The sequence below is a fragment of the Pseudomonas sp. 3HC3 genome, from assembly GCF_044904505.1.
Classification (GTDB): domain Bacteria; phylum Pseudomonadota; class Gammaproteobacteria; order Pseudomonadales; family Pseudomonadaceae; genus Aquipseudomonas; species Aquipseudomonas putida_Y.
The window spans coordinates 57,640-81,153 of sequence record NZ_JADDRH010000008.1 but is presented as its reverse complement, the minus strand read 5'-3'; the positions used below and the strand labels follow the sequence as shown (position 1 = coordinate 81,153).

General features: G+C 56.9%; 23 protein-coding genes and 4 pseudogenes. 18 read left to right on the top strand and 9 right to left on the bottom strand.

The window, feature by feature from the left end:
- Positions 1 to 25: 25 nt before the first annotated feature.
- The 4 genes and pseudogenes from INQ47_RS13850 (at position 26) to INQ47_RS13835 (ending at position 4,462) form a co-directional block, all read left to right on the top strand.
- Positions 26 to 1,147: a tyrosine-type recombinase/integrase gene (locus tag INQ47_RS13850; protein ID WP_404701953.1), complete on the top strand. Its 1,122-nt coding sequence runs from the start codon at positions 26 to 28 to the stop codon at positions 1,145 to 1,147.
- 380 nt (positions 1,148 to 1,527) lie between these two features.
- Positions 1,528 to 3,144: an AAA family ATPase gene (locus tag INQ47_RS13845; protein ID WP_404701919.1), complete on the top strand. Its 1,617-nt coding sequence runs from the start codon at positions 1,528 to 1,530 to the stop codon at positions 3,142 to 3,144.
- Between the two features lie 132 nt (positions 3,145 to 3,276).
- Positions 3,277 to 3,516, top strand: a pseudogene (locus INQ47_RS13840) (lysis protein); the annotation flags it as partial.
- A gap of 151 nt (positions 3,517 to 3,667) precedes the next feature.
- Positions 3,668 to 4,462, top strand: coding sequence for a DNA adenine methylase (locus INQ47_RS13835; RefSeq protein ID WP_404701918.1), 795 nt, complete (start codon positions 3,668 to 3,670; stop codon positions 4,460 to 4,462).
- A gap of 995 nt (positions 4,463 to 5,457) precedes the next feature.
- Here the strand turns inward: INQ47_RS13835 and INQ47_RS13830 are convergent.
- The 3 genes from INQ47_RS13830 to INQ47_RS13820 form a co-directional block, all read right to left on the bottom strand.
- Positions 5,458 to 6,117 (bottom strand): hypothetical protein, encoded by a 660-nt coding sequence (locus INQ47_RS13830; protein WP_404701917.1) that lies wholly within the window; start codon positions 6,115 to 6,117, stop codon positions 5,458 to 5,460.
- A 156-nt stretch (positions 6,118 to 6,273) separates the two neighbouring features.
- Positions 6,274 to 6,882: a HEPN domain-containing protein gene (locus tag INQ47_RS13825; protein ID WP_404701916.1), complete on the bottom strand. Its 609-nt coding sequence runs from the start codon at positions 6,880 to 6,882 to the stop codon at positions 6,274 to 6,276.
- Between the two features lie 2 nt (positions 6,883 to 6,884).
- Complete coding sequence (locus INQ47_RS13820; RefSeq protein ID WP_404701915.1) at positions 6,885 to 7,913, bottom strand: ParA family protein; 1,029 nt, start codon at positions 7,911 to 7,913, stop codon at positions 6,885 to 6,887.
- A 450-nt stretch (positions 7,914 to 8,363) separates the two neighbouring features.
- Here INQ47_RS13820 and INQ47_RS13815 point away from each other — a divergent pair.
- Positions 8,364 to 8,641: pseudogene (locus tag INQ47_RS13815) on the top strand (site-specific integrase); the annotation flags it as partial.
- Between the two features lie 248 nt (positions 8,642 to 8,889).
- Here INQ47_RS13815 and INQ47_RS13810 read toward each other — a convergent pair.
- A complete protein-coding gene (locus tag INQ47_RS13810) occupies positions 8,890 to 9,801 on the bottom strand; it encodes a LysR substrate-binding domain-containing protein (protein ID WP_404701914.1) in 912 nt (303 codons plus the stop codon).
- A 134-nt stretch (positions 9,802 to 9,935) separates the two neighbouring features.
- Between INQ47_RS13810 and INQ47_RS13805 the strand changes: the two genes are divergently transcribed.
- From INQ47_RS13805 to INQ47_RS13785, 5 genes and pseudogenes are all read left to right on the top strand, one after another.
- Positions 9,936 to 10,235 carry a hypothetical protein gene (locus INQ47_RS13805; protein WP_404701913.1) on the top strand — a complete coding sequence of 100 codons (300 nt, stop codon included), beginning with the start codon at positions 9,936 to 9,938 and terminating at the stop codon, positions 10,233 to 10,235.
- A 28-nt stretch (positions 10,236 to 10,263) separates the two neighbouring features.
- Positions 10,264 to 10,872 (top strand): glutathione S-transferase, encoded by a 609-nt coding sequence (locus INQ47_RS13800; protein WP_404701912.1) that lies wholly within the window; start codon positions 10,264 to 10,266, stop codon positions 10,870 to 10,872.
- 76 nt (positions 10,873 to 10,948) lie between these two features.
- Positions 10,949 to 11,578 (top strand): glutathione S-transferase family protein, encoded by a 630-nt coding sequence (locus tag INQ47_RS13795; protein ID WP_404701911.1) that lies wholly within the window; start codon positions 10,949 to 10,951, stop codon positions 11,576 to 11,578.
- Positions 11,579 to 11,814: 236 nt separating this feature from the next.
- Positions 11,815 to 11,889, top strand: a pseudogene (locus tag INQ47_RS13790) (integrase); the annotation flags it as partial.
- A 122-nt stretch (positions 11,890 to 12,011) separates the two neighbouring features.
- Positions 12,012 to 12,320, top strand: coding sequence for a chorismate mutase (locus INQ47_RS13785; protein WP_012053142.1), 309 nt, complete (start codon positions 12,012 to 12,014; stop codon positions 12,318 to 12,320).
- A gap of 45 nt (positions 12,321 to 12,365) precedes the next feature.
- Here the strand turns inward: INQ47_RS13785 and INQ47_RS13780 are convergent.
- Positions 12,366 to 12,655: pseudogene (locus INQ47_RS13780) on the bottom strand (LysE family translocator); the annotation flags it as partial.
- Between the two features lie 221 nt (positions 12,656 to 12,876).
- On the opposite strand from INQ47_RS13780, the gene INQ47_RS13775 reads away from it, so the two are divergent.
- Both INQ47_RS13775 and INQ47_RS13770 read left to right on the top strand, forming a co-directional pair.
- The gene (locus INQ47_RS13775; RefSeq protein WP_176684877.1) at positions 12,877 to 13,440 is read left to right on the top strand and encodes a TetR/AcrR family transcriptional regulator; all 564 of its coding nucleotides are present in this window, start codon (positions 12,877 to 12,879) and stop codon (positions 13,438 to 13,440) included.
- Positions 13,437 to 14,411, top strand: a complete 975-nt coding sequence (locus INQ47_RS13770) for an EamA/RhaT family transporter (RefSeq protein WP_404701910.1) — start codon at positions 13,437 to 13,439, stop codon at positions 14,409 to 14,411. Before INQ47_RS13775 ends, INQ47_RS13770 begins: the two co-directional genes overlap by 4 nt.
- Positions 14,412 to 14,482: 71 nt before the next feature.
- Here the strand turns inward: INQ47_RS13770 and INQ47_RS13765 are convergent, their stop codons facing one another.
- The 4 genes from INQ47_RS13765 to INQ47_RS13750 form a co-directional block, all read right to left on the bottom strand.
- Entirely contained in the window at positions 14,483 to 15,322 is an 840-nt protein-coding gene (locus INQ47_RS13765) for a GyrI-like domain-containing protein (protein ID WP_252459331.1), read from the bottom strand.
- 128 nt (positions 15,323 to 15,450) lie between these two features.
- A complete protein-coding gene (locus INQ47_RS13760; RefSeq protein WP_080671174.1) occupies positions 15,451 to 15,840 on the bottom strand; it encodes a GFA family protein in 390 nt (129 codons plus the stop codon).
- Between the two features lie 81 nt (positions 15,841 to 15,921).
- Positions 15,922 to 16,626: an SDR family oxidoreductase gene (locus tag INQ47_RS13755; protein ID WP_103444012.1), complete on the bottom strand. Its 705-nt coding sequence runs from the start codon at positions 16,624 to 16,626 to the stop codon at positions 15,922 to 15,924.
- 99 nt (positions 16,627 to 16,725) lie between these two features.
- Positions 16,726 to 17,619, bottom strand: a complete 894-nt coding sequence (locus INQ47_RS13750) for a LysR substrate-binding domain-containing protein (protein WP_404701952.1) — start codon at positions 17,617 to 17,619, stop codon at positions 16,726 to 16,728.
- Positions 17,620 to 17,833: 214 nt separating this feature from the next.
- On the opposite strand from INQ47_RS13750, the gene INQ47_RS13745 reads away from it, so the two are divergent.
- The 6 genes from INQ47_RS13745 (at position 17,834) to INQ47_RS13720 (ending at position 23,413) form a co-directional block, all read left to right on the top strand.
- Positions 17,834 to 18,388 carry a helix-turn-helix domain-containing protein gene (locus tag INQ47_RS13745; protein ID WP_404701909.1) on the top strand — a complete coding sequence of 185 codons (555 nt, stop codon included), beginning with the start codon at positions 17,834 to 17,836 and terminating at the stop codon, positions 18,386 to 18,388.
- Positions 18,389 to 18,415: 27 nt separating this feature from the next.
- Complete coding sequence (locus tag INQ47_RS13740) at positions 18,416 to 19,762, top strand: glutamine synthetase family protein (protein WP_021785383.1); 1,347 nt, start codon at positions 18,416 to 18,418, stop codon at positions 19,760 to 19,762.
- A 72-nt stretch (positions 19,763 to 19,834) separates the two neighbouring features.
- On the top strand, positions 19,835 to 20,608 hold the full coding sequence (locus INQ47_RS13735) for a gamma-glutamyl-gamma-aminobutyrate hydrolase family protein (RefSeq protein ID WP_021785382.1): 774 nt from the start codon (positions 19,835 to 19,837) through the stop codon (positions 20,606 to 20,608).
- Positions 20,609 to 20,677: 69 nt separating this feature from the next.
- Positions 20,678 to 22,036, top strand: coding sequence for an aspartate aminotransferase family protein (locus INQ47_RS13730; RefSeq protein ID WP_103444015.1), 1,359 nt, complete (start codon positions 20,678 to 20,680; stop codon positions 22,034 to 22,036).
- Positions 22,037 to 22,219: 183 nt separating this feature from the next.
- Positions 22,220 to 22,774, top strand: coding sequence for a helix-turn-helix domain-containing protein (locus INQ47_RS13725; RefSeq protein WP_010953167.1), 555 nt, complete (start codon positions 22,220 to 22,222; stop codon positions 22,772 to 22,774).
- 123 nt (positions 22,775 to 22,897) lie between these two features.
- Positions 22,898 to 23,413 carry a ProQ/FinO family protein gene (locus INQ47_RS13720; RefSeq protein ID WP_021785380.1) on the top strand — a complete coding sequence of 172 codons (516 nt, stop codon included), beginning with the start codon at positions 22,898 to 22,900 and terminating at the stop codon, positions 23,411 to 23,413.
- Positions 23,414 to 23,514 lie beyond the last annotated feature (101 nt).

Genomic DNA, 23,514 nt, shown 5'->3' with positions numbered 1-23,514 from the left:
GACAGACGACGTGTACCAATCTCAGATGGCAACGATCAGAACACGTAAAAAGGCCGATGGCAGCGCTAGCTACCTCGTCCAGATCCGCATTAATCGCGACAAGGTGACAGTCTACCAAGAGAGCCAAACGTTCGCCCGCAAACAGGCTGCAGTGGCGTGGGCGAAGCGACGGGAAACCGAGTTGTCTGAGCCTGGTGCTATCGAGCGCGCCAGCCGGGTAGGGCACACGGTCAAGCAGATGATTGACCGTTACCTGGTCGAGGCAGAGAAAGCCCGGCCTCTGGGCGAGACCAAGCGACGCACGTTGAACGCCATCAAGAACAGCTACGTGGGTGAGATGGTCGACTCCGACATCAGCCAGCAGGTGCTGGTGGACTATGCCCTATGGCGAATGAGCCCCGCAGGCGGTGGGATCAAACCGCAGACAGCCGGCAATGATCTGGCTCACCTGGGTTCAGTGTTGTCGCTTGCTAGGGCTGCGTGGGAGTACGAGATCAACCCCCAAGCTATGCCCGACGCACGCCTTGTCCTGAAACGCCTCGGCTACAACATGAAAAGCCGGGAGCGGGATCGCAGGCCAACGCTCGAAGAACTCGACAAGGTGCTTGAGCACTTTTTCGAGATGCTTGCACGGCGTCCGACAGTCATTCACATGCCCAAGGTCGTGGCGTTTGCCATCTTCTCCACGCGCCGTATGGACGAGATTGCGCGCATCTTGTGGGAAGATCTGGATGAGCACCGCCAAGCGGTGAAGGTGCGGGACATGAAGAACCCTGGTCAGAAGATCGGCAACGATGTGTGGTGCCATCTGCCGGATGAGGCGTGGGCGATTGTGCAAAGCATGCCTCGTCAGTGCACCGAGATATTCCCTTACAACACCGATTCAATCGGCACGGCCTGGTCCAGGGCATGCAAGATGGTTGGCGTGGTGGATCTGCATTTTCATGATCTGCGCCATGAAGGTGTGAGCCGGTTGTTCGAAATGGATTGGGATATACCGAGGGTGTCGAGTGTTTCCGGTCATCGTGACTGGAACTCGCTGCGGCGTTACACCCATCTTAGGGGGCGTGGCGACCGATATATGGAGTGGAGTTGGTTAGAGCGGATTATCCAGGCTCCAGTCACCTTAGGCGCCCGAGTTGAGTAGAGGGTTGGGGTATGCGCAGAATTGACCATCACTTGTACTCGTCTTGACGAGTCGGTTGCATCGGACCTGATTAGTGCATCGGATGGTTTGATCGGCACAAAGTGGCTATGTTCTGTCCTGCGCCTAACACCGCGTTGGGTAGATCCGTCTGGCAGGATTGGCCGCTTTCGACCTATGGCTGCCTTTCCCTGAATGGCAGCAGTCGGCCCGAAGCGGATATGCGTGCGAGCACCATTTCGCTTGTAGGATGGTTGCTTCAGATGCAATACATGGATCGGTTCTCAGTCGCTTAGGGCGAGAAATGAGCTTTGGGGCGGGAGAGAGAAGGTGAGCTAACGTTCATCTGCCTCGGCCAACATCATCACAAAAGGAGCTTACACTTGACGTTCACTTTTCAGATTCCTAATCGAGACCAGCAGACTCCTATAACTATCGAGCCTGGCTCGTCAGTTGTCCTCGTCGGGGCAAATGGATCAGGGAAAACGCGTTTGGCTGTATTCATTGAGGAGGCAGCCGGTATTGAGGCCCACCGTATTTCGGCTCATCGAGCCCTCAAACTCGATCCTGCCGTACCCAAAATCCGTGGTGCTGAAGCGCTCCGAAAGCTCCGATTTGGGTGGGAACATGAGAATGCGACAATTGGTCACCGCAGGGGGAGTCGGTGGGCAGAATCAAAGCCTGAAGTGGCAATGCTGAACGACTTCGACAGTCTGCTTCAAGCGCTATTCGCAGACCAGTCAGTCACAACCTTGGATACGCACAGTAAGGCTAGATCCGGTACGCTCACGCAAGCGATGCCTACAAAATTTGAAACTCTTTCGGACATTTGGCAGCGCCTTCTTCCCCATCGGCAGCTGATTATTTCTGGTGATGACATCCAAGTCTCGGCTGTTGGTGCTTCCGGGACCTATCCCGCCTCGGACATGAGTGATGGCGAACGCGCGGTTTTCTATCTTCTAGCACAAGCACTGGTCGCTGCCGAGTCCTCTCTTCTTATCATCGATGAACCTGAATTACACGTTCATCCATCTATTATGTCGAATCTCTGGGATGAAGTTGAAGCCGTGCGAAAGGATTGTGCATTCATCTTCATTACTCATGATTTGCACTTCGCTGCGACCAGGGCAGCTAAGAAATACGTAATTAAGTCGTACGTATCGACGCCTTCTTGGACTATTGAAAGTGTTCCGGATGACACCGGTTTCAGTGAAGAAATTACAACCCTGATACTGGGCAGCCGTCGACCAATTTTGTTCGTGGAGGGTGCTGGGACAAGTCTGGATCTCGCAATCTATCGGTGCTGCTATCCGGAGTGGACCGTGATACCACGGGGCTCGTGCGAACAAGTCGTGCACGCCGTAGTCACCATGCGCGCAAATGCTCAGCTCACACGCGTCACCTGCGCGGGAATTGTCGATGCTGATGACTACACGTCGGACGAAATCCATTATCTGACCGGTTTGGGCGTATACCCTCTGTCGGTATCTGAGGTTGAAAACCTAATTCTGCTACCTGAAGTCAGCCGTGTTATCGCCCAAACCGAAGGCTACGCAGGTGCGGATCTCGAGCAACAATTGTCTAAACTGCAGACGGCCATCTTCAACTCCTTGCAATCGCAAGCGGCAATCGAGGAGGTCGTGGTGAGATACTGTCGGCGACGAATTGATCGGGCACTTAAGAGGGTCGATCTTTCGGGGGCAAAGAGCATTGATGAATTACTTTCGGATTATGCGGCCCAAACCGCTGCCTTGGATATCGCTGGCATTGCAGCAGGCGCGACCCAAAAAATTCAGGACGCCCTGGCCAATGATAATTTGTCTAGCTTATTGACCATTTACGACAACAAAGGAATGCTCGCCCATGCCGCTCTACACTTGAAACAGACTAGACTAGCTTCCTTTGAGGGGTGGCTAACAAGGATGCTACGAGATGGTGTAGACGCTTCCGGCTTGGCCGCTGCGCTCAAAGGAGTCCTACCCCCCGTGCAAGCAAGCTAAAACCGGACTTCCTGACGCCAATACGCTGTGAATTCTCAGATGGACGCCGCCGCTGCGGCCGTCTCATCTTAATAAATCTGGACCTATGAGCAGGTGCTGGCTCGAAAGCGGTCACTGTCGTTTCGATCTAGCCGAGTGGCTACTGCTGACTTGCGGCTGTCAGTCCTTGTCGACACCGGAGCCTTTGCCACCCCGGGTTGTGACAGTGGGATGCGAGAAGCCGCCGGCACCGGAGGCGTGGTTCATGGAACCGTTCGCGCCCGACTTGACCCAGCGCATGCTCAACGAATTATCGGCATCACCGACACCGGTGATCGAGGACTGATCGCACTGCAGGCTTGCCAGGCCTACGTCCGCGAAGTCACCAAATGAAAAGAGGCGAGCCGGGTAGATGCGCCAACATCCAGCCCGGCCCGCCGAACCCGCAGACCCTCCCTGCAAGTCCAGCCGTGGCCTCTGCCTTGTGCACAAAGCGCGGCGAGCCTAACACCTGTTTATCTATACAGTAAAGACTTGCATACCTATGACCTCTCCTATCATTCCCTGGATGGGTGGCAAACGCCGCCTGGCCGACCGCTTGATCCCTCTCTTTCCCCCTCATGAATGCTACGTCGAAGTCTTCGCCGGCGGTGCCGCGTTGTTCTTCATGCGCCCCCAGCCCGCTCCGGTGGAGGTGCTGAACGATCTCAACGGTGACCTGGTCACCCTCTACCGCGTTGTGCAGAACCACCTGGAGGAGTTCGTGCGCCAGTTTAAGTGGGCCCTCAGCTCCCGCCAGATCTTCGAGTGGCAGAAGATGACGCGCCCTGAAACGCTGACCGATATCCAACGAGCCGCGCGGTTCTTTTACCTGCAACAGCATGCGTTCGGTGCCAAGCTCACCAGTCAAGCATTCGGTACCGCCACCACAGGCCCAGCGATCAACCTGCTGCGCATTGAGGAAAACTTGTCGGCGGCATGGCAGCGTCTTGCCGGCACGTACGTAGAGCATCTGCCCTGGCTTGCCTGTGCCGAGCGCTACGATCGAGCGCATACCTTCTTCTACATGGATCCGCCTTACTGGCAGACCGTCGGTTACGGTGTGGAATTTCCGTTTGAGGAGTACGATCGCATGGCCGACTTCATGCGGCGGTGCAAGGGCAAGGTGATGGTCAGCATCAATGACCATCCAGACATCCGGCGCGCCTTTGACGGCTTCCACTTCGAGAGCCTGGATATCCGTTACAGCACCATGAACCAGCGGCACGCTAAGGCCGAGGTGACCGGTGAACTGGTGATCATGAACTGGTGTCCGTCAGAGCTGGAGCAACTTTTCTAACTGCAATAAATGAAGCCACCGCACAAATTCTATGAAAAAAATGATGAGTAAATTTACGGTGGACATAGTTCCTCCGGGAAGGGCGGGATGCTCATTGAGCTTGAGCTTGAGCTTGAGCTTGAGCTTGAGCTTGAGGGTTGGTGTTGTTGTGTTGGTGGCGGATTTAATCTGAACTGCTGAGCCAATGTCAATAGAATGTAAAAAATTAAATAAGTACAGGCGCTTTTGCGTTTTTACGGTTTTGCGTAAAAGCGTTTTTGTCCAGTCAGTGCTGGAAAGTGTGTAGGTTTCTACATTTGTTGATTTGTTGAATTCTTTATTTGAAGATTTCTTTAGCTAAAGTGTTGAGTTGAAAGGCATCGCACGATGATGCTCGATTTTAGCCGCTAAAGTTAGTGGCTTTGCTCTCGAGCTTGATAATTACCTTTCGTCAGTTTGTCGCTGGTACAGCCAGAGCTCCTTGGTTTCGACGATTGCCGGCCTCCTTGTTACAAGATGCCGTTTGAATTCAGCATTAGGCCAACAGCCATTCCGGGCTATCTCCTTGGGATGCTCGACTGATACGAGGCTGATCCACTCCCGTGCAGTGTCAGGCGTCACTACAAGCGGTTTGTGGTTGTGCGTATCGATTATCCGTGGTCGGCGGCTGCCATAATAGTCACGAAGCCATCGTGCTCATCAAACGGTAAGTTTTGGTGCACCTTTGCGAGCGCCGCCAAATAGAGCGGTGCACCCTCGGCACTGGTGATGTCATCGGACTGCTTCCGTTTCGGGTCCGTTGGATCGGTTACTTGAAAGTATTACTGAACGTTGAGGAGGGGAGTTCGACGCCGGCAGCGTACCAGTGAAGCCGGAGGGGAAATGAGGCGAAAAATGAGGAGCCTTTGGTAAGGCTCGGCTGAATCAGTCCTGGCTGGTTCGTGTTGAGTTAACCATTACCTAATTCGCAAATTCATTGCAGTGGGGCTTTTCATTGTAAATATATTCTCCATGCTTTATAAACCATGGCCGCCTTGAAGCACTAGTTTGAAGCTATAGAGCTGCTGGTCGCTTACTTTGGCCTCGAATGAACTTTGGCCGACGACTCGTATCATTCGTGAGCAAATTGCGGAGTATTTTTCGATCCAGTAAGCTTTTTCGAGTTCACCTAGCCATTCGTTGTTGCCCTTAGAGGATGGGTGGATGTTTAATAGTCCTATATAGTATCTTACAGAGTCTGCTGTGATTGCTATGTTGTGCAGCAGGGGCAGTATTGCTTCCTTAGTGGTCTTGTCTGCAGTTGCTTCATTATTTGAGAGTGCAATAATTATAGATCTAAGCGATTGACCATGATAGGTTTCGCCGAGGATAGAGCTATTGAATGGGGTTTCGAGTTTTTTATCCAGCATCATATCTAGTCGTGCAAGTGATTCGCGGGCTAGCTGTAATTCTTGCTGGTGAGCATTTAACGCGAAGCTTTTGTATACCAAATAACCCGCTAAGATTGATGCTGCGGGAGAAATAATTCCTCCGATATAAGAGCCAAAACCGCCCCAGTCCTGGTTGTTTGCGCTAATGTGCGTATTGCCACCTAAAAGCATTGTAAGGAAATACGGGGTGCCTGCAAGAACCAATGCAGTGGTAAAGTAGATGAGCGATAGTCGGAGTTCTTTCAAAGTTCTTCCTTGTTCCGGGCTATGAAAAGTGAGCGCGGTTTAATGTCCAGTGGATGCTTGCTCTAGTATCTGCTCTAACATGAGTACGCCCCTCCGTATTCTCGGGGCGTATATGGTGGGCGGACAGTCATCACGTTTTTTGCTAAAGATTCGGGCCTAGATGACTAGGTCGCAGACAGCGTTGCCGAGGTTTAACAAATATTTAGCGGCGTGTTCAGCCTCTGTTCGTGTAATTGGTTGTTTCAAGCTGGTGATAGGGTCTAAGTCTGCCTCATGAACTATCGCGTTTCTTCTGGTTACTATAAGCTTCAGATTAAGCTTTGCATCTTTGTCAGAGAGCCCGACTTTGGCTCCTAAGGTCTGCCATTTTTGACTTTCATTCCATATAAAGCTTAACCCTTCAGAAACTTTGGTGGGGTCTTGGAAAGATTGGATGCTTAGCTTTCCGCGGACTAATTCTTCAAACTTAACTCCTGGCGGGGGCGTTGCGCCGGGTGCTAGATCAGTAAGGTGCTGGAGGGCAATGCCTTCATTGGCATATTTTGGTGTGGTAGGTCTTAGGCCTTCAAAGATCTGCACCATTCCAATTCTAATTAAGTCATGAATCAATTTGTCGAACGCGCTTACGGAGTAGACTAATTGGTAGCGCAACAAGTCATCGAATGGCTCGCTGATTTGGACTATTTCAGTAAGGTGGTCATAGATTGCACCTAGACCATTTGCCTGTTTGATGTTTTTTTGAAATACTAATTGAGCGTTAAGCATGATTAGTTATTCATTAGTCTGGCGAGCAGTTGCGTAATTTGGACGAATTGCTGATGTATCTGGTCTCGCTTGGTCATTGCATTAACTAATACGACTCCAGTGTCCCCCAGTTCTTCTCGGTTGAGACTAAAAACGGGCACGCCTGCAATGTGCGAACGTTGTAGTAGTGATCCGAAGTCTTGAATTTGGCCTAGGCAGAACCCGTCGTTTATAAGGTGGTCTGGATAATCGGTACGGGTCAGGGTTAAGCCTGATTTTTCCAGTATGGGGAATAGTTGATCTCGAGTAACTGTATTAATTTCAGCAATGTTATCTCTGTACGGAGCAGCTGGGCGTCCCTTCCTAACGTTAAAGCGCTGGATGGACGTACCTAAGAATTTGGGCAGCCCTGGTCGTAGAGGATATGCTGAGTCTTGAAATGCTTGCTCGTTTTGAACCTTCCAAGATGCCCACCTCGGGAAAATTGCTTGAAGGGTCTCGAGCGCCATTATGGAGAATGGATCAGGGTTTGTAGGTATGAGGAAGAAATCTGCGTTCAGGAACATGTTTTGGTTGATAGCGCTCAGACCAGGGTTCAGGTCGATGATTGTATAATCAATGGCGTTAGCGTCTTCAACTTTTTGGATTAGTTCGTTAAATGCGCCCGGAAGGTTTTGAAGGGTTGCTAGAGCGTTGGAGTTTTGCGCGAAGGTAAGAGAGGCGTCGTACTCTGATAATGTGGCGTGACCGGCAAGCAACTTGAGGTTGGGTTGCCTATCTGGACTTTTGCATGATATTGCTTGAATAGGTGTTGGTTTGCCTTTGAATGCGGGGGCTACACCGTCTTTAATATTCTGGTCGCGAGTGTCTTCGTCGAGGTAATATGCATCGAAATTATCGCCTAGGATCAAGCTGGACAAGTTGCATTGTGGGTCTGCATCGACCAAGAGGACTCTGTGTCCTTGTTCTGCAAGCATCCATCCAATGTTGTAAACCGTAGTGGTCTTGCTAACTCCGCCTTTATGGTTGAACAATACAAGTCTTTTGGCCATTTCAGTCCCTTAATATTTGTGCGCCGTTCGTATGTCGACGCTTCAACATTACAAATGGGAAGGTATAGCAGAATGCTATCGTAGTAGGCAATAGGTCGAGACGGTCTCAGTCTGTACTTAAGGGCGCGGAGTGCAGAGGGGAGCTGGGTTGATGCGGAGGTGTGAGCTTGAGCAATCCGTCATCAACATGTGTTGATGGTACAAAATTGGTACATGCGTTACAGAGGTCGCCAAAGGGTCCAGTAGTAATAGGTGCTTCAGGAAAAGTAGGCCCAATCCATCATCGGTGCAACGCTGAAGCGTCGGGACGGCTCAGGGCGCGTGGTTTGTGGCTTTGAAGCTAATTCTAGGGGCATTCTGGTCTACGCATTTATGTACCACTTTTCGGGTTTTTTGGTGAGACAGTGGTGCGATGTAGCACCGCCATTCACGCTTGTACCCCCGGAAATCATGGTAACAATCAGAGCAAGGAAAAAGGCCGATGGAACGGTCAGCTATACCGTCCAGATCCGCCTCAAGAAAAAGGTGTCCTAGTCTACCAAGAAGCCCAGGCGTTCGCCCGTAAGCAGGCAGCGCAGGCTTGGGCGAAGCGACGAGAGACAGAGTTGGCAGGGCATGGTGCCATCGAGCGGGCCAACCGTGGAGGGCACGCAATCAAGGACATGATTGATCGCTACCTGGTGGAAGCCGAGAAAGCCCGGCCGCTGGGTAAGACGAAGCGGCAGACCCGCCTGGTTTGTACGACGCGATTCCCAGCCATGCGCCAAGACGTTCGCGCGCAAAATCCTTAGGAACAATTGGCCCGAAAAAAACGTAGGAGCGAGCGCCAGCTCGCGATGCGCCGCGCGGGCGGCGCTCGGTCTGATAACCACCAAAAACCTCATGACGAACACCTCAAGGCCCTCACCGAACCCAATGCCATGACCGTCCGCTCCGGGTCGGTTAGCAGCCCCTTGGCAAGGGCAACAATCGGCCATCATCGTACCGTCTTGCTGCCATGATCCAGTTCGTTCAGATATGCAGCGACCTCATGTGTCAGCCAACTTGAGAACACCTGCTGCTTTGTTTCCGAACGCTCGCGGTTGGGTAATACCAGCCAATACGGGTAGGGATAGGGAGCGATCACGGGGGAGAGTTGCACCAACTCCCCTCGTTGGATCGCGTCGTGCACAAGGCTGCGGCGCTCCAGAGCGATCCCCTGGCCCAAGCGCACGGCTTGAAGTACCAGGTTGGAGTCGTTGCTGCACAGGCCGATGCGTGGGACTTCCCTATCCAGCCCGGCCGCTTGACACCACGGTTGCCATGATTCCATGTTGAAAACAATGTTGCTGCCGATGATCTCTTCAGGGGTCTGTGGTAGCACCCCGCCGTTGAAGTGCGGAGCGGCAACCACCAGCGTCTCGTCATGAAAGAGCAGATGCTGCTCCACCCCGTCCCAGTCGCCCTTGCCCATGCGGATCCCTACGTCGACAGATTCCCGCGTCAGGTCCGATAACGCCAGATTGGCCTGCAGCCGGACGCTGATATGCGGCTGTAATTGCTGGAAACGTGGCAAGCGGGGCAACAACCAGCTGAATCCGAACGAAGGGAGAACGGCGACCACCAGTTCCGTTGACTTGGGTTGCGTCTTGATCAGTCGCGTGGCTTCGGCGATTCCGCCCAAGCATTCGCGGATCTGCAAGGCATACAGTCGTCCGTCCTCACTGACCCGCAGACCCCGTCCCTCACGGACGAACAGGGTGACGCCGATCATCTCTTCCAACACCTTGATCTGCTGGCTGATGGCCGAATGGGTGACATGCAGTTCCTTGGCGGCTGCGGTGACGCTCCCCAGCCTTGCAACCGATTCGAAGCTGCGTAGGCAGGTGATAGGAGGAATTTTCGACATGTAAGTATTTCTTACAAATAGTGGAAAAAAAAACTGATTTATAAGTGGCAAGGCTCTCATTAATGTAAGTGACGGTAAAGTCTTCGACTGGCAAGAGGAATGGAGCCATAGACGGTGCGTGGGGAGCACGGCAAATGACAACGGGTAATCCTGACTGTGAAGACCACCAGTGGTTGCAGATTTCATTGACCAGCGCGCAATGGGTTTCGGTGCGGTTTACTCACGACATCTACACGCGTGCGGTGAGCGGCAAGCATTGGATCAGCGCGGACGGTGTCGACTTCGCGATTGGCCCCGGCGAGCGCGTGAAATTGTCTGCCGGGCTAGCGCTGATTGATGGGGAAGGTCTTCTGCAACTGGAGCCAGTCAGGGCACAGAAGCAGCACCCGGCGTATCCGTTCCCCTGCTGTTCAAACGCCAGACAACGACATTAGAGATCAACATCAATCAAGGAAACTATCGATGAAACTCATTGGGATGCTGGATTCACCTTACGTTCGCCGGGTAGCTATATCCCTGGACCTTCTAGGCATCGAGTTCGAACATGCCCCACTGTCGGTGTTCAGCACATTCGAAGAGTTTTCGAGGATCAATCCGGTGGTCAAAGCGCCGACTCTGCTGCTCGATGACGGCTCCGTACTGATGGACTCGACGCTGATCATCGATTATTTCGAGACCCTCAGCACACCCGAGAGCAAGCTATTGCCAAGCCAACCGCAGGCGCTGGCCAGAGCTTTGAGTACATTGGGGCTGGCGCTGACGGCATGCGAGAAGGCCGTCCAGATCGTCTATGAACACAATCTTCGACCGGCGGAAAAGCTTCATCAGCCCTGGGTCGAACGCGTCACCCGGCAGTTGCTGGCGGCGTGCGCGGAGTTGGACAAGCGGTTGGCGGCACACGCGTCGCACGGCGTGCGCCCAGACCAGGTTGAGGTCACTTGTGCGGTGGCCTGGTCGTTCATGCAGTTGATGCTGCCCGACGTAGTCAAGGCCAGCGATTTCCCGGCCACCAATGCCCATGCGGCCCGCCTGGAACAGACCGATCTGTTCAAGCGTTATCCGATTGCTTGAGCCCTGGCGGAACGGGCCGGGCTCAACCGCGCCGATTGCCCCTCCCGCCACTGATTGGTTTTTGCGAGCCGTATCCATGTACACACTTTATTTCGCGCCGACGGCCAATGGTCACAAGATCCTGATCATGCTAGAGGCGCTTGGCGTGCCTTACCGGATCCATCGGATAAACCTGGCGCAGGGTGAACAACACCAGCCGGACTTCGCCCGCCTGACAATCCACCGAAAGATCCCGTTGTTGGTCGATCACGATCAGGCGCTGATCCTGCCCGAGTCCGGAGCTATCCTTCAATATCTGGCGGAAAAGCACTTGCGATTCCTACCGTGCGTAGGGCCTGAGCGCTATGCGGTGCTCCACTGGCTGGCCTGGCAAATCAGCAGCCTGGGGCCGATGGCCGGGCAGAGCTATCACTTCATTCATCAAGAGGCCGAAGGCAACCAGTACGCAAGATCGCGCTATCAGGAACAAACCGTCCATTTGTTCAACATAGTGGAAAAGGCTTTGGCCGGACGCGATTTCATTGCTCGGATGTACTCGATTGCCGACATGGCCATCTATCCCTGGCTGCGCATCCACGCTCAATTGCAGGTGGATATCCAGACATTGCCCAATGTGACCGGCTACCTGAAGCGAATGGCGGCCCGTGAAGAAGTGCTGACTGCCTATGCCAAGGGGGCAAGGTCAACATCGACGCTCCCGGCATGATGCACCGAGAGTCTCCCTGAAATAGCCCAGACCGGACAAATAGCCGGAATGGCCTCCGCCAATCACGCTCGTAGCACCGGAAATCATGGCAACGATCAGAGCAAGGAAAAAGGCCGATTGGACGTTTATCTATCCCGTCCAGATCCACCTCAAGAAAAAGGATGTCCTGGTCTACCAAGAGCTCCAAACATTCACCCGCCAGCAGGCTGCTTGAGCCTGGGCGAAAGATGGTTCGTGTGGAGGATCTGCATTTTCACGATCTGCGCCACGCAGGCGTGAGCTGGTTATTCGAAATGGATTGGGATATCCCTGCGGCGTTACACCCTCTGAGGCGCGTGAAGCGGACCTGGCATAGCAGCTACACTGCACGACCCGATCACCCACGACAGCCTGCTTCAATCCAGCGCAGGCTCATGAAAAGGAAGTCAAGCAAATGGATGTACCTTGCACCTCTCTGGACGAAGTCCGTCAACGGATCGATGAAATCGACCGCAGCCTCGTTTCGCTTCTCGCCAAACGTGGAAGGCTCGTAACGCAAGCAGCAGGCTTCAAGAAAACCACCGATGATGTGCGTGCGCCTGCCCGGGTCGAGCAAGTGATCAAGAAGGTTCGTGAGATGGCTGACGAAACCGGTGCCTCGGCTGAGGTGGTGGAGCAGGTCTATCGGGCGATGATTTCGGCCTTCATCGCTGAGGAACTGAACACCCATGCGAAGCTGGCCGACGAGGCTTCTGCATCGTGATGAAGTGCGGGGCTCATATGCAGCCCCGCCGCCTTTTCCTGCTTGCTATCTCTGGCTCAACGCCGCAATTGAGACGCCAGACGCGACGAAGGTAATGCCTGCGCCCACGTTCAGCCCATTCACCAGCCGTGGCTGCCGGTACAGGTAGCGAGACAATCCCGTGGCGAAAATGCCCATCAAGGCAAACCCCAATGCAGTTAGTGCAGCGAACCACACGCCGTAAACCATCATCTGCACACTGACCGACCCGCGTGGGGGTCGACGAATTGGGGAATGAACGCCAGCACGAACAAACCTGGCTTGGGGTTGAGCGCAGCCGACAGCAGACCGGTCATAGGCGAACCACACGTTCATGGGAAACACGGCTCTCTCCTTAAGCCTGATGAAGCATCCATCCTGACGGTGGAATCAGCCCAGCGCTACCAAAAATGCCGACGTCCTACGTTTTGCTGCTGCGGTCTATGTCGTAGCGGCCATGCTTCAGGTCGTATCTGGACGCGCCTGAATCTTACCGGTCAGTATAGTCAACTCCGTACCTTTGCCGGAGTGCCTTGAATTGGACAATACCCGTGAGCGCTTGATTGATGCCGCGCTGAAGCTGTTTCTGTCGCAAGGCGTGTACGTCACCGGGGTAACGGCCATTGCCGCGATGGCGGGCGTCACCAAAATGACGCTCTACAGCCATTTCCCCTCCAAGGATGCGCTGATAGTGGCGTGCCTTGAGGAGCGTGACCGACGCTGGCGTGAAGAGGTAGCGCGCACCCTGGCTGGGCATCCTGAGCCGGTCAGTGGCATGCTCGCTTTTTTCGATCTGTATGAACGCTTTCTTTTGAAAGATAGCGAGCGCGGGTGCCTGTTCGTTAACAGTGCGGCTGAGTTCCCCCAGTTTAGCCACCCCGTGCATTTGGCAGTGAGCAGGCATAAGCAAGGGATACGGGAAAACCTTGCTGCCTTGGCCATGAGCGCCGGTATAAACGACCCTGACGCCGTTGCCCAAGGGTTGTTTATCTTGCTGGAGGGCAGCTTTGTCAGCGGTGCGATGGGCCAGGACATGCGGGTATTCGACACTGCCCGGCAAATAGCTCATTGCTGGATCCAGCGGCAGGAGCACAGCGTATGACCCTGGGCTTGTTAGCGGCCATTGCCGCCACTTTTTCCTGGTCGCTGCTCTATATCTTTCCGGGGCTGGTCGGCGACTACAGCCTTTTTGACCTGGCGGTGGTGAGCTATGCCTTTGCCGGGTTAGGTAGCCTGCTGGTGCTGTTCGTTTACCGCAGCGAAGTGCGGCAATTGCGACTGAGTGACTGGGCCTGTGCCGCACTGCTGGGCTTCTTGGGATACATTGGCTACTTCTTCCTGATCACCACTGCGGTTTTGGCAGCCGGGCCGGTGATCCCCCCTGTGATGATGGGGTCAGTACCGATCGTGCTCGCGATTGCCGGCAACATGCGCAGCGCCAGCGTGCCTTGGCGCGCCATTGCCGGGCCACTGCTGGTGGCGGCCCTGGGCATCAGCCTGGTCAATCTGAGCGTGTTTGATGCTAGCCGTGCGGCGGTAGTGCTCCCGACCGCGTCGTTACTGCTTGGGCTGCTTGCATCGTTGCTGGCAATCGCATTCTGGACCGGTTTTGGCCTGTTGAATGAAAGTGCGTTGGCTCGACGCCCAAGCATGTCTCCCATGTTGTGGTCAGCCATGTTGATCTTCATGTGCAGCGTCGAAATGCTGGCGTTCATCCCGGTTGGGCTGCACTTGAAACTGTCTCATTTCGCTAGCCATCCGAGCGGTTCGGCAGGTACTCAGGTACTGATCGTCTGTGGGCTGATTCAGGGGTTAGGGGCCACCCTTGCAGGTGCCTGGGCATGGTCAATCGCAACGCGGCGTCTTCCGCTGGCGCTGAGCGGGCAATTGATCGCCAGCGGGACCATTTATGCAACTACGATGGGCCTGCTCATCAACCAACGCTGGCCGTCTCCTATGGAAGCGCTTGGTACAGCCTTGTTGTTCGTAGGGGTGGTGTGGGCTATCCACGCCTTTTATCGCAAGCAAACACGCCTCCAGACGCATGGCGAGGCATCCAGGGTACGTATCTGATCCCCGGCCCGGTTGCCCGGCCATGCGCCTGGGCCGGCCAAGTTGGCTACGCCCGCTACCCATGGCCCAGCCTACTTCAGCGGCACGTAGATGTCCGTTTGCCATTGCTCCAGTGGTGTTTCCGGATAGACGCTCAGGTAATGAAAGAACAACGGATGATCACGCAGTTCTTCGTTGCTCGATGGCAGCCAGTCACGATATAGCGGGTAGATGGTTTCGCCAATGTAGTCAGGCGAGCCGGTATGTCGAATCACGGCACAACGCCCTGCCGGTATAACCCGTTCATGCACGCCGAAATCGTTGGGCTGCACCGCCTCTTTTATCTCGCCGCACACGGCAAAGCGAAAGGCGTGGGCCGGGGTGGTGTCGGGGTTGTCGTGGGGGATACCGAAGGTACGGCTGCTGGCCACAGGCGACTGGCCGCTTTGCATGCGCCATTGGCGAAAACGCGCGACGCTTTCGCTGACCAGGCCGGGCGGCCCCTGGTGTTCGAGCGCGGCCACGCGGGTTTCGGCGAAATTCACGATACGGATCTGCATGGTGATACTCCTGGATCGGTGAGGAACATTGAATACCGCACTCCAGGCCTGCCAGTTCGGCGCCTTGGCGAACGCGCTCGGCGCCATGCCGAAGGCGCGCCTGAACGCTCTGGCAAAGGCTTCGGGGCTTTCGAAGCCGGCGCCGAATGCGGCCTCCAGTATGGGCGTCGCGGGCGAGGCGACCAGTTGATGCGCTGCGCGTCGAAGCCTCATCAGTTGCACATACCGTGAAACCGGAACGCCCATGTAGGCCGTGAACTGCCGATGGAAGTGAAACGTCGAGAAGTTGGCGATGCGGCTCAAGGCATTCACTGACAGGTCACCTTCGAGGTGGCTGTCGATGTAGGCAAGCACGGTTTCGAAACGTTTCATGTAGCTTGGGTTGTGCTGTGAGTCAGTCAACGAACGGAATCTCTGGAAGGTGCGGTAAGCGCTAGCATCCGTTGTTCAGGCACTGAGGTGCCTAGCCGTGATTGCTCTATTGGTCCTGCGCTGGGTGATCAGTCAGGGTTACAGGGTGAGTACCAAGGGGCAGCAGCGTCGACGTGAACATGTTTCTGCTTCCTGGGCAGGAACGGCGTATCAAGCGTTCCCAGCGCTATCGAAATCCAGTCGGCAAACTCACCCTGGGCGCGTGACCAGAACAAGGTCGAGCCGCACTCCGTGCAGAACTCGCGCGTAACCGTCGGTGATGAAGAGAAGGCCTTGATGCTGGCAGCGCCGCGCAGTATTCGCAGCATACCGCGCGGAATGCTGCCGTACGAAGCGAATGCGGCGCCGTGACTTTTGCGGCACCGGCTGCAGTGGCAGTGGCTCACTGCCTTGGGTGGGGTGAGTAGCAGGTAAGAGACTGCTGCGCACAGGCAGCTTCCTTGGTATGTCTCTGTCATTGGCGCTTCCGTGCAGGTGGGAAAGCGCCAGCGTAAACGCCTTGGCCTGCTCAGTCGACTGGCCTGCGGGCCGACAGACAATCAAACGCTACGTGTCACGCCGCCATCGACCTTGATGTTCTGCCCGGTGATGTAGGCAGCGCCTTCGCTGGCGAGAAACGCGATGGTGGCGGCGATTTCCTCGCGGGTGCCATAGCGTTTGAGCGGCACGCTGTCGCGGCGCTGTTCGGTGGCTGGCAGGCTGTCGATCCAGCCGGGGAGGACGTTGTTGATCCTCACGTTGTCCCCGGCGAATTGGTCGGCGAAGATTTTGGTGAATGCGGCCAGGCCCGAGCGGAACACTGCAGACGTCGGGAACAGCTCAATCGGCTCGAACGCCCAGGCGGTGGAAATGTTGATGATCACGCCCCCTTTCTGGCGCTGCATGTAGGGCGTTACCAGGCGCGTCGGGCGGATGACATTGAGCAGATAGGTGTCCATGCCCTTGTGCCAGTCTTCGTCGCTGATTTCCAGGATTGGCGCGCGCGGACCATGGCCGGCGCTATTGACCAGCACGTCGATGCGCCCCCACTTTTCCACCACGGCATCGACCAGGCGTTTCAGGTCCTCAACCGACTGGTTGCTACCGGTTACACCCACACCGCCAAGCTCGGCAGCCAGTGCTTCGCCCTTGCCCGAGGAGGAAAGGATGCCAACCTTGAACCCGTCAGCGGCCAGGCGCTGTGCCGCTGCCGCGCCCATACCACTGCCACCTGCCGTGATGATCGCAACTTTTTCTACTGACATGCTGCCTCCGTAACGCGAATGGATGATTGCCTGGAAGCACTAAAATTAGCAGCAGAATTGGCGGCGAGGGAGACAGCTAAACTTTACTGATGCAGTAGATTAACTATTGCCTGTTTGTTGCTTGAACCAGCGCCGGACAATGCCTAGCGACTCCGGCTGCTGCATCTTTCGTGGCCACACAAGATAGAACGCCTTATCGAGCCTGAGCTGCTGAGCGAAGACCTGGGTCAACCTGCCGGCGACGATGTCATCACTGACGAACGCCAGGCTTGCCAACGCAATACCCTGACCACTGATGGCCGCATCGATGGCCAATGAGGTCTGATTGAACCGCAGGTTTTTGGCAGTCGCTTGCCCGTGCTGCGGGAACAGTTGTGCGAGGTACCGAGGCCAGAAATCATGGGCATCGTGAAGCAGGGTGAACGCTTGAAGCTGCTCGAAGCTGGCGGGGGCTTTGCCGGCTTCGAACAACGTTGGGCTGGCCACGGCGACGATACGCTCGTCCATCAACAGTTCGCTGTTCAAACCCGCACCGAAGTCGGGCTTGCCATAGCGGACTGCGATATCCACGCCGTCAGTATTGAAGTGGGACAGCCGATCTGTGGCCAGTACACGTAAATCGATGTCCGGATAGCTTTGCGCAAAGTTGCCCAGCCGGGGAATGAGCCATTTGGAGGCAAAGGTCGGTGTCACGCTGACCGTCAGGTGAGCCGCCTGTGGCCGCAGCAGGCGGGTTGCTTCGTCGATCATCGCCAAGGCACTGCGAATGCTGCCGCTGTAGCCCAGGCCCGCATCGGTCAGTGCCAGGCCCCGGGGCAGGCGCTCGAACAAGCGAAGGTCCAGGCTCGCTTCCAGCCCGCGTATCTGCTGTGCCACTGCCGCCTGGGTCACCCCCAGCTCTTCGGCGGCCAGGCGGAAGTTCAGGTGGCGGGCAACCACTTCGAACACACGTAGCGCATTGAGCGAGGGCAAATCAGGGAAACCGTTTGGCATGGCGATGGGCGTGGTCGGGCTGGAGGAATTCACCCACGAGGCTACTCGCCGAGCGCCTGTAAAGAAACCCGCGCCACCGCAGCCAATCCGGCACGCTGCGCAGCAATCCCTCTGTTGACGGCTGCACATTTCCATCGTTTGCCTTGACGCGTGAAAAATTTCATGTAAATTTTCATGAAAAATAACTCTAAAAATTTCACGGCAGTCCGAAACGATGAAGATGCACGAAGAGGTTGAAGCCCTCGCGATCCTTATTCACGACCTGCGCAAATTCAAGAACCTGACCTTGGGTGAACTGGCCGGGCGCATCAACCGCTCGGTGGGTTTTCTCTCCCAGGTCGAGCGCGGCGTTTCGCGCCCGACCGTGGCAGACCTCACCGCTATCAGCGAAGCGCTCGGCGTATCAACCGCGTACTTCTACAACCTGAGCAAGCCCCGCAGCATCGGCTGGGTCACGCGTCCCCACGAGCGGCGCACGCTGTACCTGGAGTCGGGCAGCACCGACGTGCTGGCTTCGCCGACCATCGCAGGCGCCTTCGCCATGCTCGACAGCCATCTCGAGCCGGGCGCCACCAGTGGGGAGGCGTACTTGAGCGACCGTTCCGAACAGGGCTGTTTCGTGCTCGAGGGCGAACTCACGGTGTGGCTGGACCAGGGCGATGCCGTGACCCTGCAGGCCAACGACTGCTTCCAGCTGCAACCCCATGCGCCGTTCCGTTACGCCAACCTGACGGATAAAGCCACCCGTGTGCTCTGGGTCTTCAATTGAATTCGTTCACCTCACAAGGATAAGAAGATGAGTGTCATCTTTCCGGATCTGCTGGCTGAAGTGCGCTCGTTCCGAGCAGAACACCCGGCAATTCGCTATGTCGACCTGATTGCGCTGGACATCCCCGGGCACTTCTACGGCAAGCGCTACCCCATGGACATGCTGGAAAAAGTCGCAGCCGGTGCGCCACTGAAGCTGCCGCAGAACTGCGTGCTGCTGGGTACCCAGGGTGGCCTTTACCCGATTGGGGACTATTGCTTCGCCGACGGCGACCCGGATGCCGCCCGGCGCCTGGTGCCGGGTACGCTGAAGCCGGTGCGCTGGGAAAAGGAAGTGATCGCCCAGATGCTGATCACGTCCGACGGCACTGCAAAGCCGATCGAGTTCGAGCCCCGTGAAGTGCTGGCGCGTGTGCTTCAGCGTCTGGCCAAACGTGGCATCCGCCCGGTGGTGGCATTCGAGCTGGAGTTCTACCTGTTCGACCGCAAGCTTGATAACGGCCTGCCACAGTATCCACGCGACACGGCAACCGGGGATGAAGACGATCAGCCGAACATGCACATCGAGCGGCTGTCGCGCTTCTCGTCGGTCCTGCACGAGATGGTCGACGGCGCCAACGAGCAGGGCGTACCGGCGAACGTCATCACCGCAGAGTTGGGCCCAGGCCAGTTCGAGATCAACTTCTCCCACAGCGACGATGCCCTCAGTGCGGCGGACTGGTCGGCACTGTTCTGCCGCAGTACCCGCGGTATCGCGATGAAGCACGGCTACCGTGCCAGCTTCATGAGCAAGCCCTACCTGGACGCGCCAGGCAGCGGCATGCATGTGCACGTCAGCCTGTACGACGCCGCCGGCAATAACCTCCTGGCGGGAAGTGAACAGCGCAAGCTGCGCCATGCGGTGGCAGGCTGCCTGGAACTGCTGCCGCACTGCATGCCGATCTTTGCCCCCAACCACAATGCCTACCGACGTTATGGCGCCATGGTCAACGCGGCGAGCAAGGCCAGCTGGGGGTTCGAAGACCGTGACGCGTGCATCCGTATCCCCGAGTCCGACCCGCGCAACCTGCGCATCGAGCACCGCCTAGCTGGCGCCGACGCCAACCCGTATCTGGTACTGGCGGCCATTTTGACCGGGATGGAGCATGGCCTGGACCGCGGCGTGGAGCCCATCGCCCCGCTGAACGACAACCGCCAGAGCGGCATCGACTTCCCCAAGGATGCCCTCAGCGCCTTGGCCGCCATGCGTCACCACCCAGTGGTCAACGAAGGCCTGGGCAGCGAGTTCGTGATGGTCTATTGCGAAAACAAATACCAGGAGCAGCTGGACTTCATGCACCACATCGATGCCCGCGAATACCGCTGGTTCCTGTAGGTGCAGCGACGCTGCACGCTCCCTTTCTACCGTTTCAATACAACGCGCAATATGGATTTGCCGGAGGAAGATATGCCACGTGTGCCCGTGATTGGCATTACCGCATGCACCAGCATGATTGGGCTGCATGCAACCCAGACCATCAGCGAAAAGTACGCGCGCGCGGCAGCCAAGGCAGCGTGTGGGCTGCCCATCGTCATTCCCAGCCTCGGTGAGCTGATGGACAGCGCCGATATTCTCGATGTGGTGGATGGGCTGATCTTCACCGGTTCGCCGTCCAACATCGAGCCGCACCACTACAACGGCCCGGCCAGTGCTGCGGGCACCCATCACGACCCTCTGCGCGATGCCACCACGTTGCCGCTGATGCGCGCGGCCATCGCCGCCGGCGTACCGATACTCGGCATTTGCCGTGGCTTCCAGGAAATGAACGTGGCGCTGGGTGGCACACTGCACCAGAAGGTCCACGAGACCGGCATGTTCATGGACCACCGCGAAGGCAAGGATGAGCCCCTCGACAAGCAATATGGGCCGCGCCACACGCTTCATGTAGAGCCTGGCGGCATGCTCGACCGCATGGGCTTGCCGGCGATATTCGACGTCAATTCCATCCACGGCCAAGGCATCGACGTATTGGCCCCCGGGCTGAGGGTGGAAGCGCTGGCGCCCGATGGCCTGGTGGAAGCGGTTTCGGTCGAAAACAGCAAGGGTTTTGCCCTGGCCGTGCAATGGCACCCCGAGTTCCAGGTCATGGATAACCCACATTACCTGGCCATCTTCCAGTCCTTTGGCAAGGCCTGCCGGCATCGCTCGGTCCTGCGTCAGAGGCTGTTGCTGTCTGCCTGAGCAGCGACCTTTCCCACCTGTAAAAAGTACCCTCGCAGCATGGCTGCGAAACTTGATGGAGTGAAGTCAATGAGTGAACAGAATTCGCAGACCCTTGCCTGGCAAACCATGAGCCGCGACCATCACCTGGCCCCGTTCAGTGATGTCAGGCAACTGGCCGAGAAAGGCCCGCGCATCATCACCTCGGCCAAGGGCGTGTACCTGTGGGACAGCGAGGGCAACAAGATTCTCGATGGCATGGCCGGCCTGTGGTGCGTGGCAGTCGGGTATGGCCGCGATGAGCTGGCCGAGGTCGCCAGCCAGCAGATGAAGCAGCTGCCTTACTACAACCTGTTCTTCCAGACCGCGCACCCGCCTGCGCTGGAGCTGGCCAAGGCCATCGCCGAGGTGGCCCCGCAAGGCATGAACCACGTGTTCTTCACTGGCTCCGGCTCCGAAGGCAACGACACCGTGGTGCGCATGGTCCGCCATTACTGGGCGCTGAAGGGCCAGAAGAACAAGAAGGTCATTATTGGCCGTATCAACGGCTACCACGGCTCTACCGTGGCGGGCGCAGCGTTGGGTGGCATGAGTGGCATGCACCAGCAGGGCGGGGTGATCCCGGATGTCGTGCACATCCCGCAGCCATACTGGTTCGGCGAAGGCGGCGACATGACCGAGGCCGACTTCGGCGTGTGGGCGGCCGAGCAATTGGAGAAGAAGATCCTCGAAATTGGCGTGGACAACGTTGCCGCTTTCATCGCCGAGCCGATCCAGGGCGCCGGTGGCGTGATCATTCCGCCGCAGACGTACTGGCCGAAGATCAAGGAAATCCTGGCCAGGTACGACATCCTCTTCGTCGCCGACGAAGTGATCTGCGGGTTCGGCCGTACCGGTGAGTGGTTCGGCACCGATTACTACGACCTCAAGCCTGACCTGATGACCATCGCCAAGGGCCTGACCTCCGGCTACATCCCCATGGGTGGGGTGATCGTGCGTGACGAGGTGGCCAAGGTCATCAGCGAAGGCGGCGACTTCAACCACGGTTTTACCTATTCCGGCCACCCGGTGGCGGCAGCGGTGGGCCTGGAGAACCTGCGGATCCTGCGCGACGAGCAGATCATCCAGCAGGTGCACGATAAAACCGCGCCTTATCTGCAGCAACGCCTGCGCGAACTGGCCGACCACCCGCTGGTAGGCGAAGTGCGCGGCCTGGGTATGCTCGGGGCGATCGAGTTGGTGAAAGACAAGGCCACCCGGGCCCGTCATGAAGGCAAAGGTGTCGGCATGATCTGTCGCCAGCACTGCTTCGACAACGGCCTGATCATGCGCGCGGTGGGCGACACCATGATCATCGCGCCACCGCTGGTGATCAGTGTCGAAGAGATCGACGAGCTGGTGGAGAAAGCCCGCAAGTGCCTGGACCTGACCTATGAGGCTGTTCGGTAAGGGCAGAACGCTTGGTTAGCTGTTCTCAGCACCTGTGAGATCGAGCGCCGCCCGCGCGGTGCTCGATCGGTGCCTCAATCGTACATCTCGCCTCCGGCACCTCCCGCAAAGCATTTTGCTTTGTGAAATGAATCCTGTACTTTTCCGGGCATCCATTTCCCGTCTGAAAGTCGCGATTCAACCATGAAAGTGCACGAAGAAATCGAAGGCCTGGCAGTACTGATTCGCGACCTGCGCAAGTTCAAGGGCCTGACACTGGGCGAGCTTGCACAGCGCATCGGCCGTTCGGTGGGCTTTCTGTCCCAGGTCGAACGCGGCGTATCACGCCCGACCGTGGCCGACCTCACAGCCATCAGCGAAGAGCTCGGTGTTTCGACAGCCTACTTCTACAAGCTGGACAAACCCCGCGAGCTCGACTGGGTCACCCGCCCGCACGAGCGTCGCACGCTGCACCTGGCGGGTGGCATCACCGATGTGCTGGCATCGCCCTCGATAACGGGCGCGTTCTCCATGCTCGATAGCCATTTGCAGCCGGGGGCCAGCAGTGGCGAGGAGTACCTGGACGACAGCTCGGAGCAGGGCTGCTTCGTGCTCGAAGGCGAACTGACCGTGTGGTTGGGTGATGCTGAGCCGGTCACGCTGCACGCCAATGACAGTTTTCAGCTGCAACCTCACGCCCGTTTTCGTTACGCCAACCTGACCGACAAGCCCACACGCGTGCTTTGGGTGTTCAGCTGAAGGCCGTCGTACAGGCATGTGCGTTGTGCCTCGGCTAGCCGGGAAAGTTGGCCTGCAAGCAATGTGCTGGCTGCATGGGGTATCCTTGCACCACGCAATCAACTTCGAAGCAGTGAATGAACAATGGGTTTTGAACAACTAGCTGAGCTACGAGACCGCCTGCGGGCGGAAAAAGGGCAGGTAAAGGCCGATAGCGCGAAACCGCCCAAGCGCAAGTCGCCCCCGCAGGCGAAGCCGCGCGAGATGGACCCGGCGGTGGCAGCGATCTGGCCACTGCAGAAGCATTTTCCCTTGGCTTTCCCGGTCAACCCGGCCCCCAAGGTGCCGCTCAAGGAGGGCATTTTCAAGGATGCCGAGCAACACCTGGAGCTGCTTGGGCTGACCCGCGAACAGCTCAAACTGGGCATTTCGACCTGGTGCCGTGGCGCTCGATACTGGGCGAGCATGGTGGAGAATGCACCGCGCCTTGACCTCAACGGTCAGGCTGCAGGTACCGTGACCGCCGCTCAGGCGCTGCATGCCAAGCAGCAAGCTGCGCGGCAACGCAGCCAGGACCGACGCAATCGTGCGAAGTCAAAGGCCCAGGCCCAGGCTCCGGCCCCCGCCGCCGACACCGAGGCGGTGCAGTCTACCGACTGAATTCAGTCGCGCTTTGCCCCCTGGCCATGCTGGATGGCAGCCCATTGCCGGGGCTGCCGTCTGGCTGGCCCGGCAATGGGCCAGGTCCGGTTTCGAGGGCC

Coding starts and splice junctions, on each gene's coding strand:
- INQ47_RS13850 (WP_404701953.1), top strand. CDS start 26: ATGGCAACGATCAGAACACGTAAAAAGGCCGATGGCAGCGCTAGCTAC.
- INQ47_RS13835 (WP_404701918.1), top strand. CDS start 3,668: ATGACCTCTCCTATCATTCCCTGGATGGGTGGCAAACGCCGCCTGGCC.
- INQ47_RS13825 (WP_404701916.1), bottom strand. CDS start 6,882: ATGCTTAACGCTCAATTAGTATTTCAAAAAAACATCAAACAGGCAAAT.
- INQ47_RS13820 (WP_404701915.1), bottom strand. CDS start 7,913: ATGGCCAAAAGACTTGTATTGTTCAACCATAAAGGCGGAGTTAGCAAG.
- INQ47_RS13810 (WP_404701914.1), bottom strand. CDS start 9,801: ATGTCGAAAATTCCTCCTATCACCTGCCTACGCAGCTTCGAATCGGTT.
- INQ47_RS13805 (WP_404701913.1), top strand. CDS start 9,936: ATGACAACGGGTAATCCTGACTGTGAAGACCACCAGTGGTTGCAGATT.
- INQ47_RS13800 (WP_404701912.1), top strand. CDS start 10,264: ATGAAACTCATTGGGATGCTGGATTCACCTTACGTTCGCCGGGTAGCT.
- INQ47_RS13795 (WP_404701911.1), top strand. CDS start 10,949: ATGTACACACTTTATTTCGCGCCGACGGCCAATGGTCACAAGATCCTG.
- INQ47_RS13785 (WP_012053142.1), top strand. CDS start 12,012: ATGGATGTACCTTGCACCTCTCTGGACGAAGTCCGTCAACGGATCGAT.
- INQ47_RS13770 (WP_404701910.1), top strand. CDS start 13,437: ATGACCCTGGGCTTGTTAGCGGCCATTGCCGCCACTTTTTCCTGGTCG.
- INQ47_RS13765 (WP_252459331.1), bottom strand. CDS start 15,322: ATGAAACGTTTCGAAACCGTGCTTGCCTACATCGACAGCCACCTCGAA.
- INQ47_RS13760 (WP_080671174.1), bottom strand. CDS start 15,840: ATGACAGAGACATACCAAGGAAGCTGCCTGTGCGCAGCAGTCTCTTAC.
- INQ47_RS13755 (WP_103444012.1), bottom strand. CDS start 16,626: ATGTCAGTAGAAAAAGTTGCGATCATCACGGCAGGTGGCAGTGGTATG.
- INQ47_RS13750 (WP_404701952.1), bottom strand. CDS start 17,619: ATGCCAAACGGTTTCCCTGATTTGCCCTCGCTCAATGCGCTACGTGTG.
- INQ47_RS13745 (WP_404701909.1), top strand. CDS start 17,834: ATGAAGATGCACGAAGAGGTTGAAGCCCTCGCGATCCTTATTCACGAC.
- INQ47_RS13740 (WP_021785383.1), top strand. CDS start 18,416: ATGAGTGTCATCTTTCCGGATCTGCTGGCTGAAGTGCGCTCGTTCCGA.
- INQ47_RS13735 (WP_021785382.1), top strand. CDS start 19,835: ATGCCACGTGTGCCCGTGATTGGCATTACCGCATGCACCAGCATGATT.
- INQ47_RS13730 (WP_103444015.1), top strand. CDS start 20,678: ATGAGTGAACAGAATTCGCAGACCCTTGCCTGGCAAACCATGAGCCGC.
- INQ47_RS13725 (WP_010953167.1), top strand. CDS start 22,220: ATGAAAGTGCACGAAGAAATCGAAGGCCTGGCAGTACTGATTCGCGAC.
- INQ47_RS13720 (WP_021785380.1), top strand. CDS start 22,898: ATGGGTTTTGAACAACTAGCTGAGCTACGAGACCGCCTGCGGGCGGAA.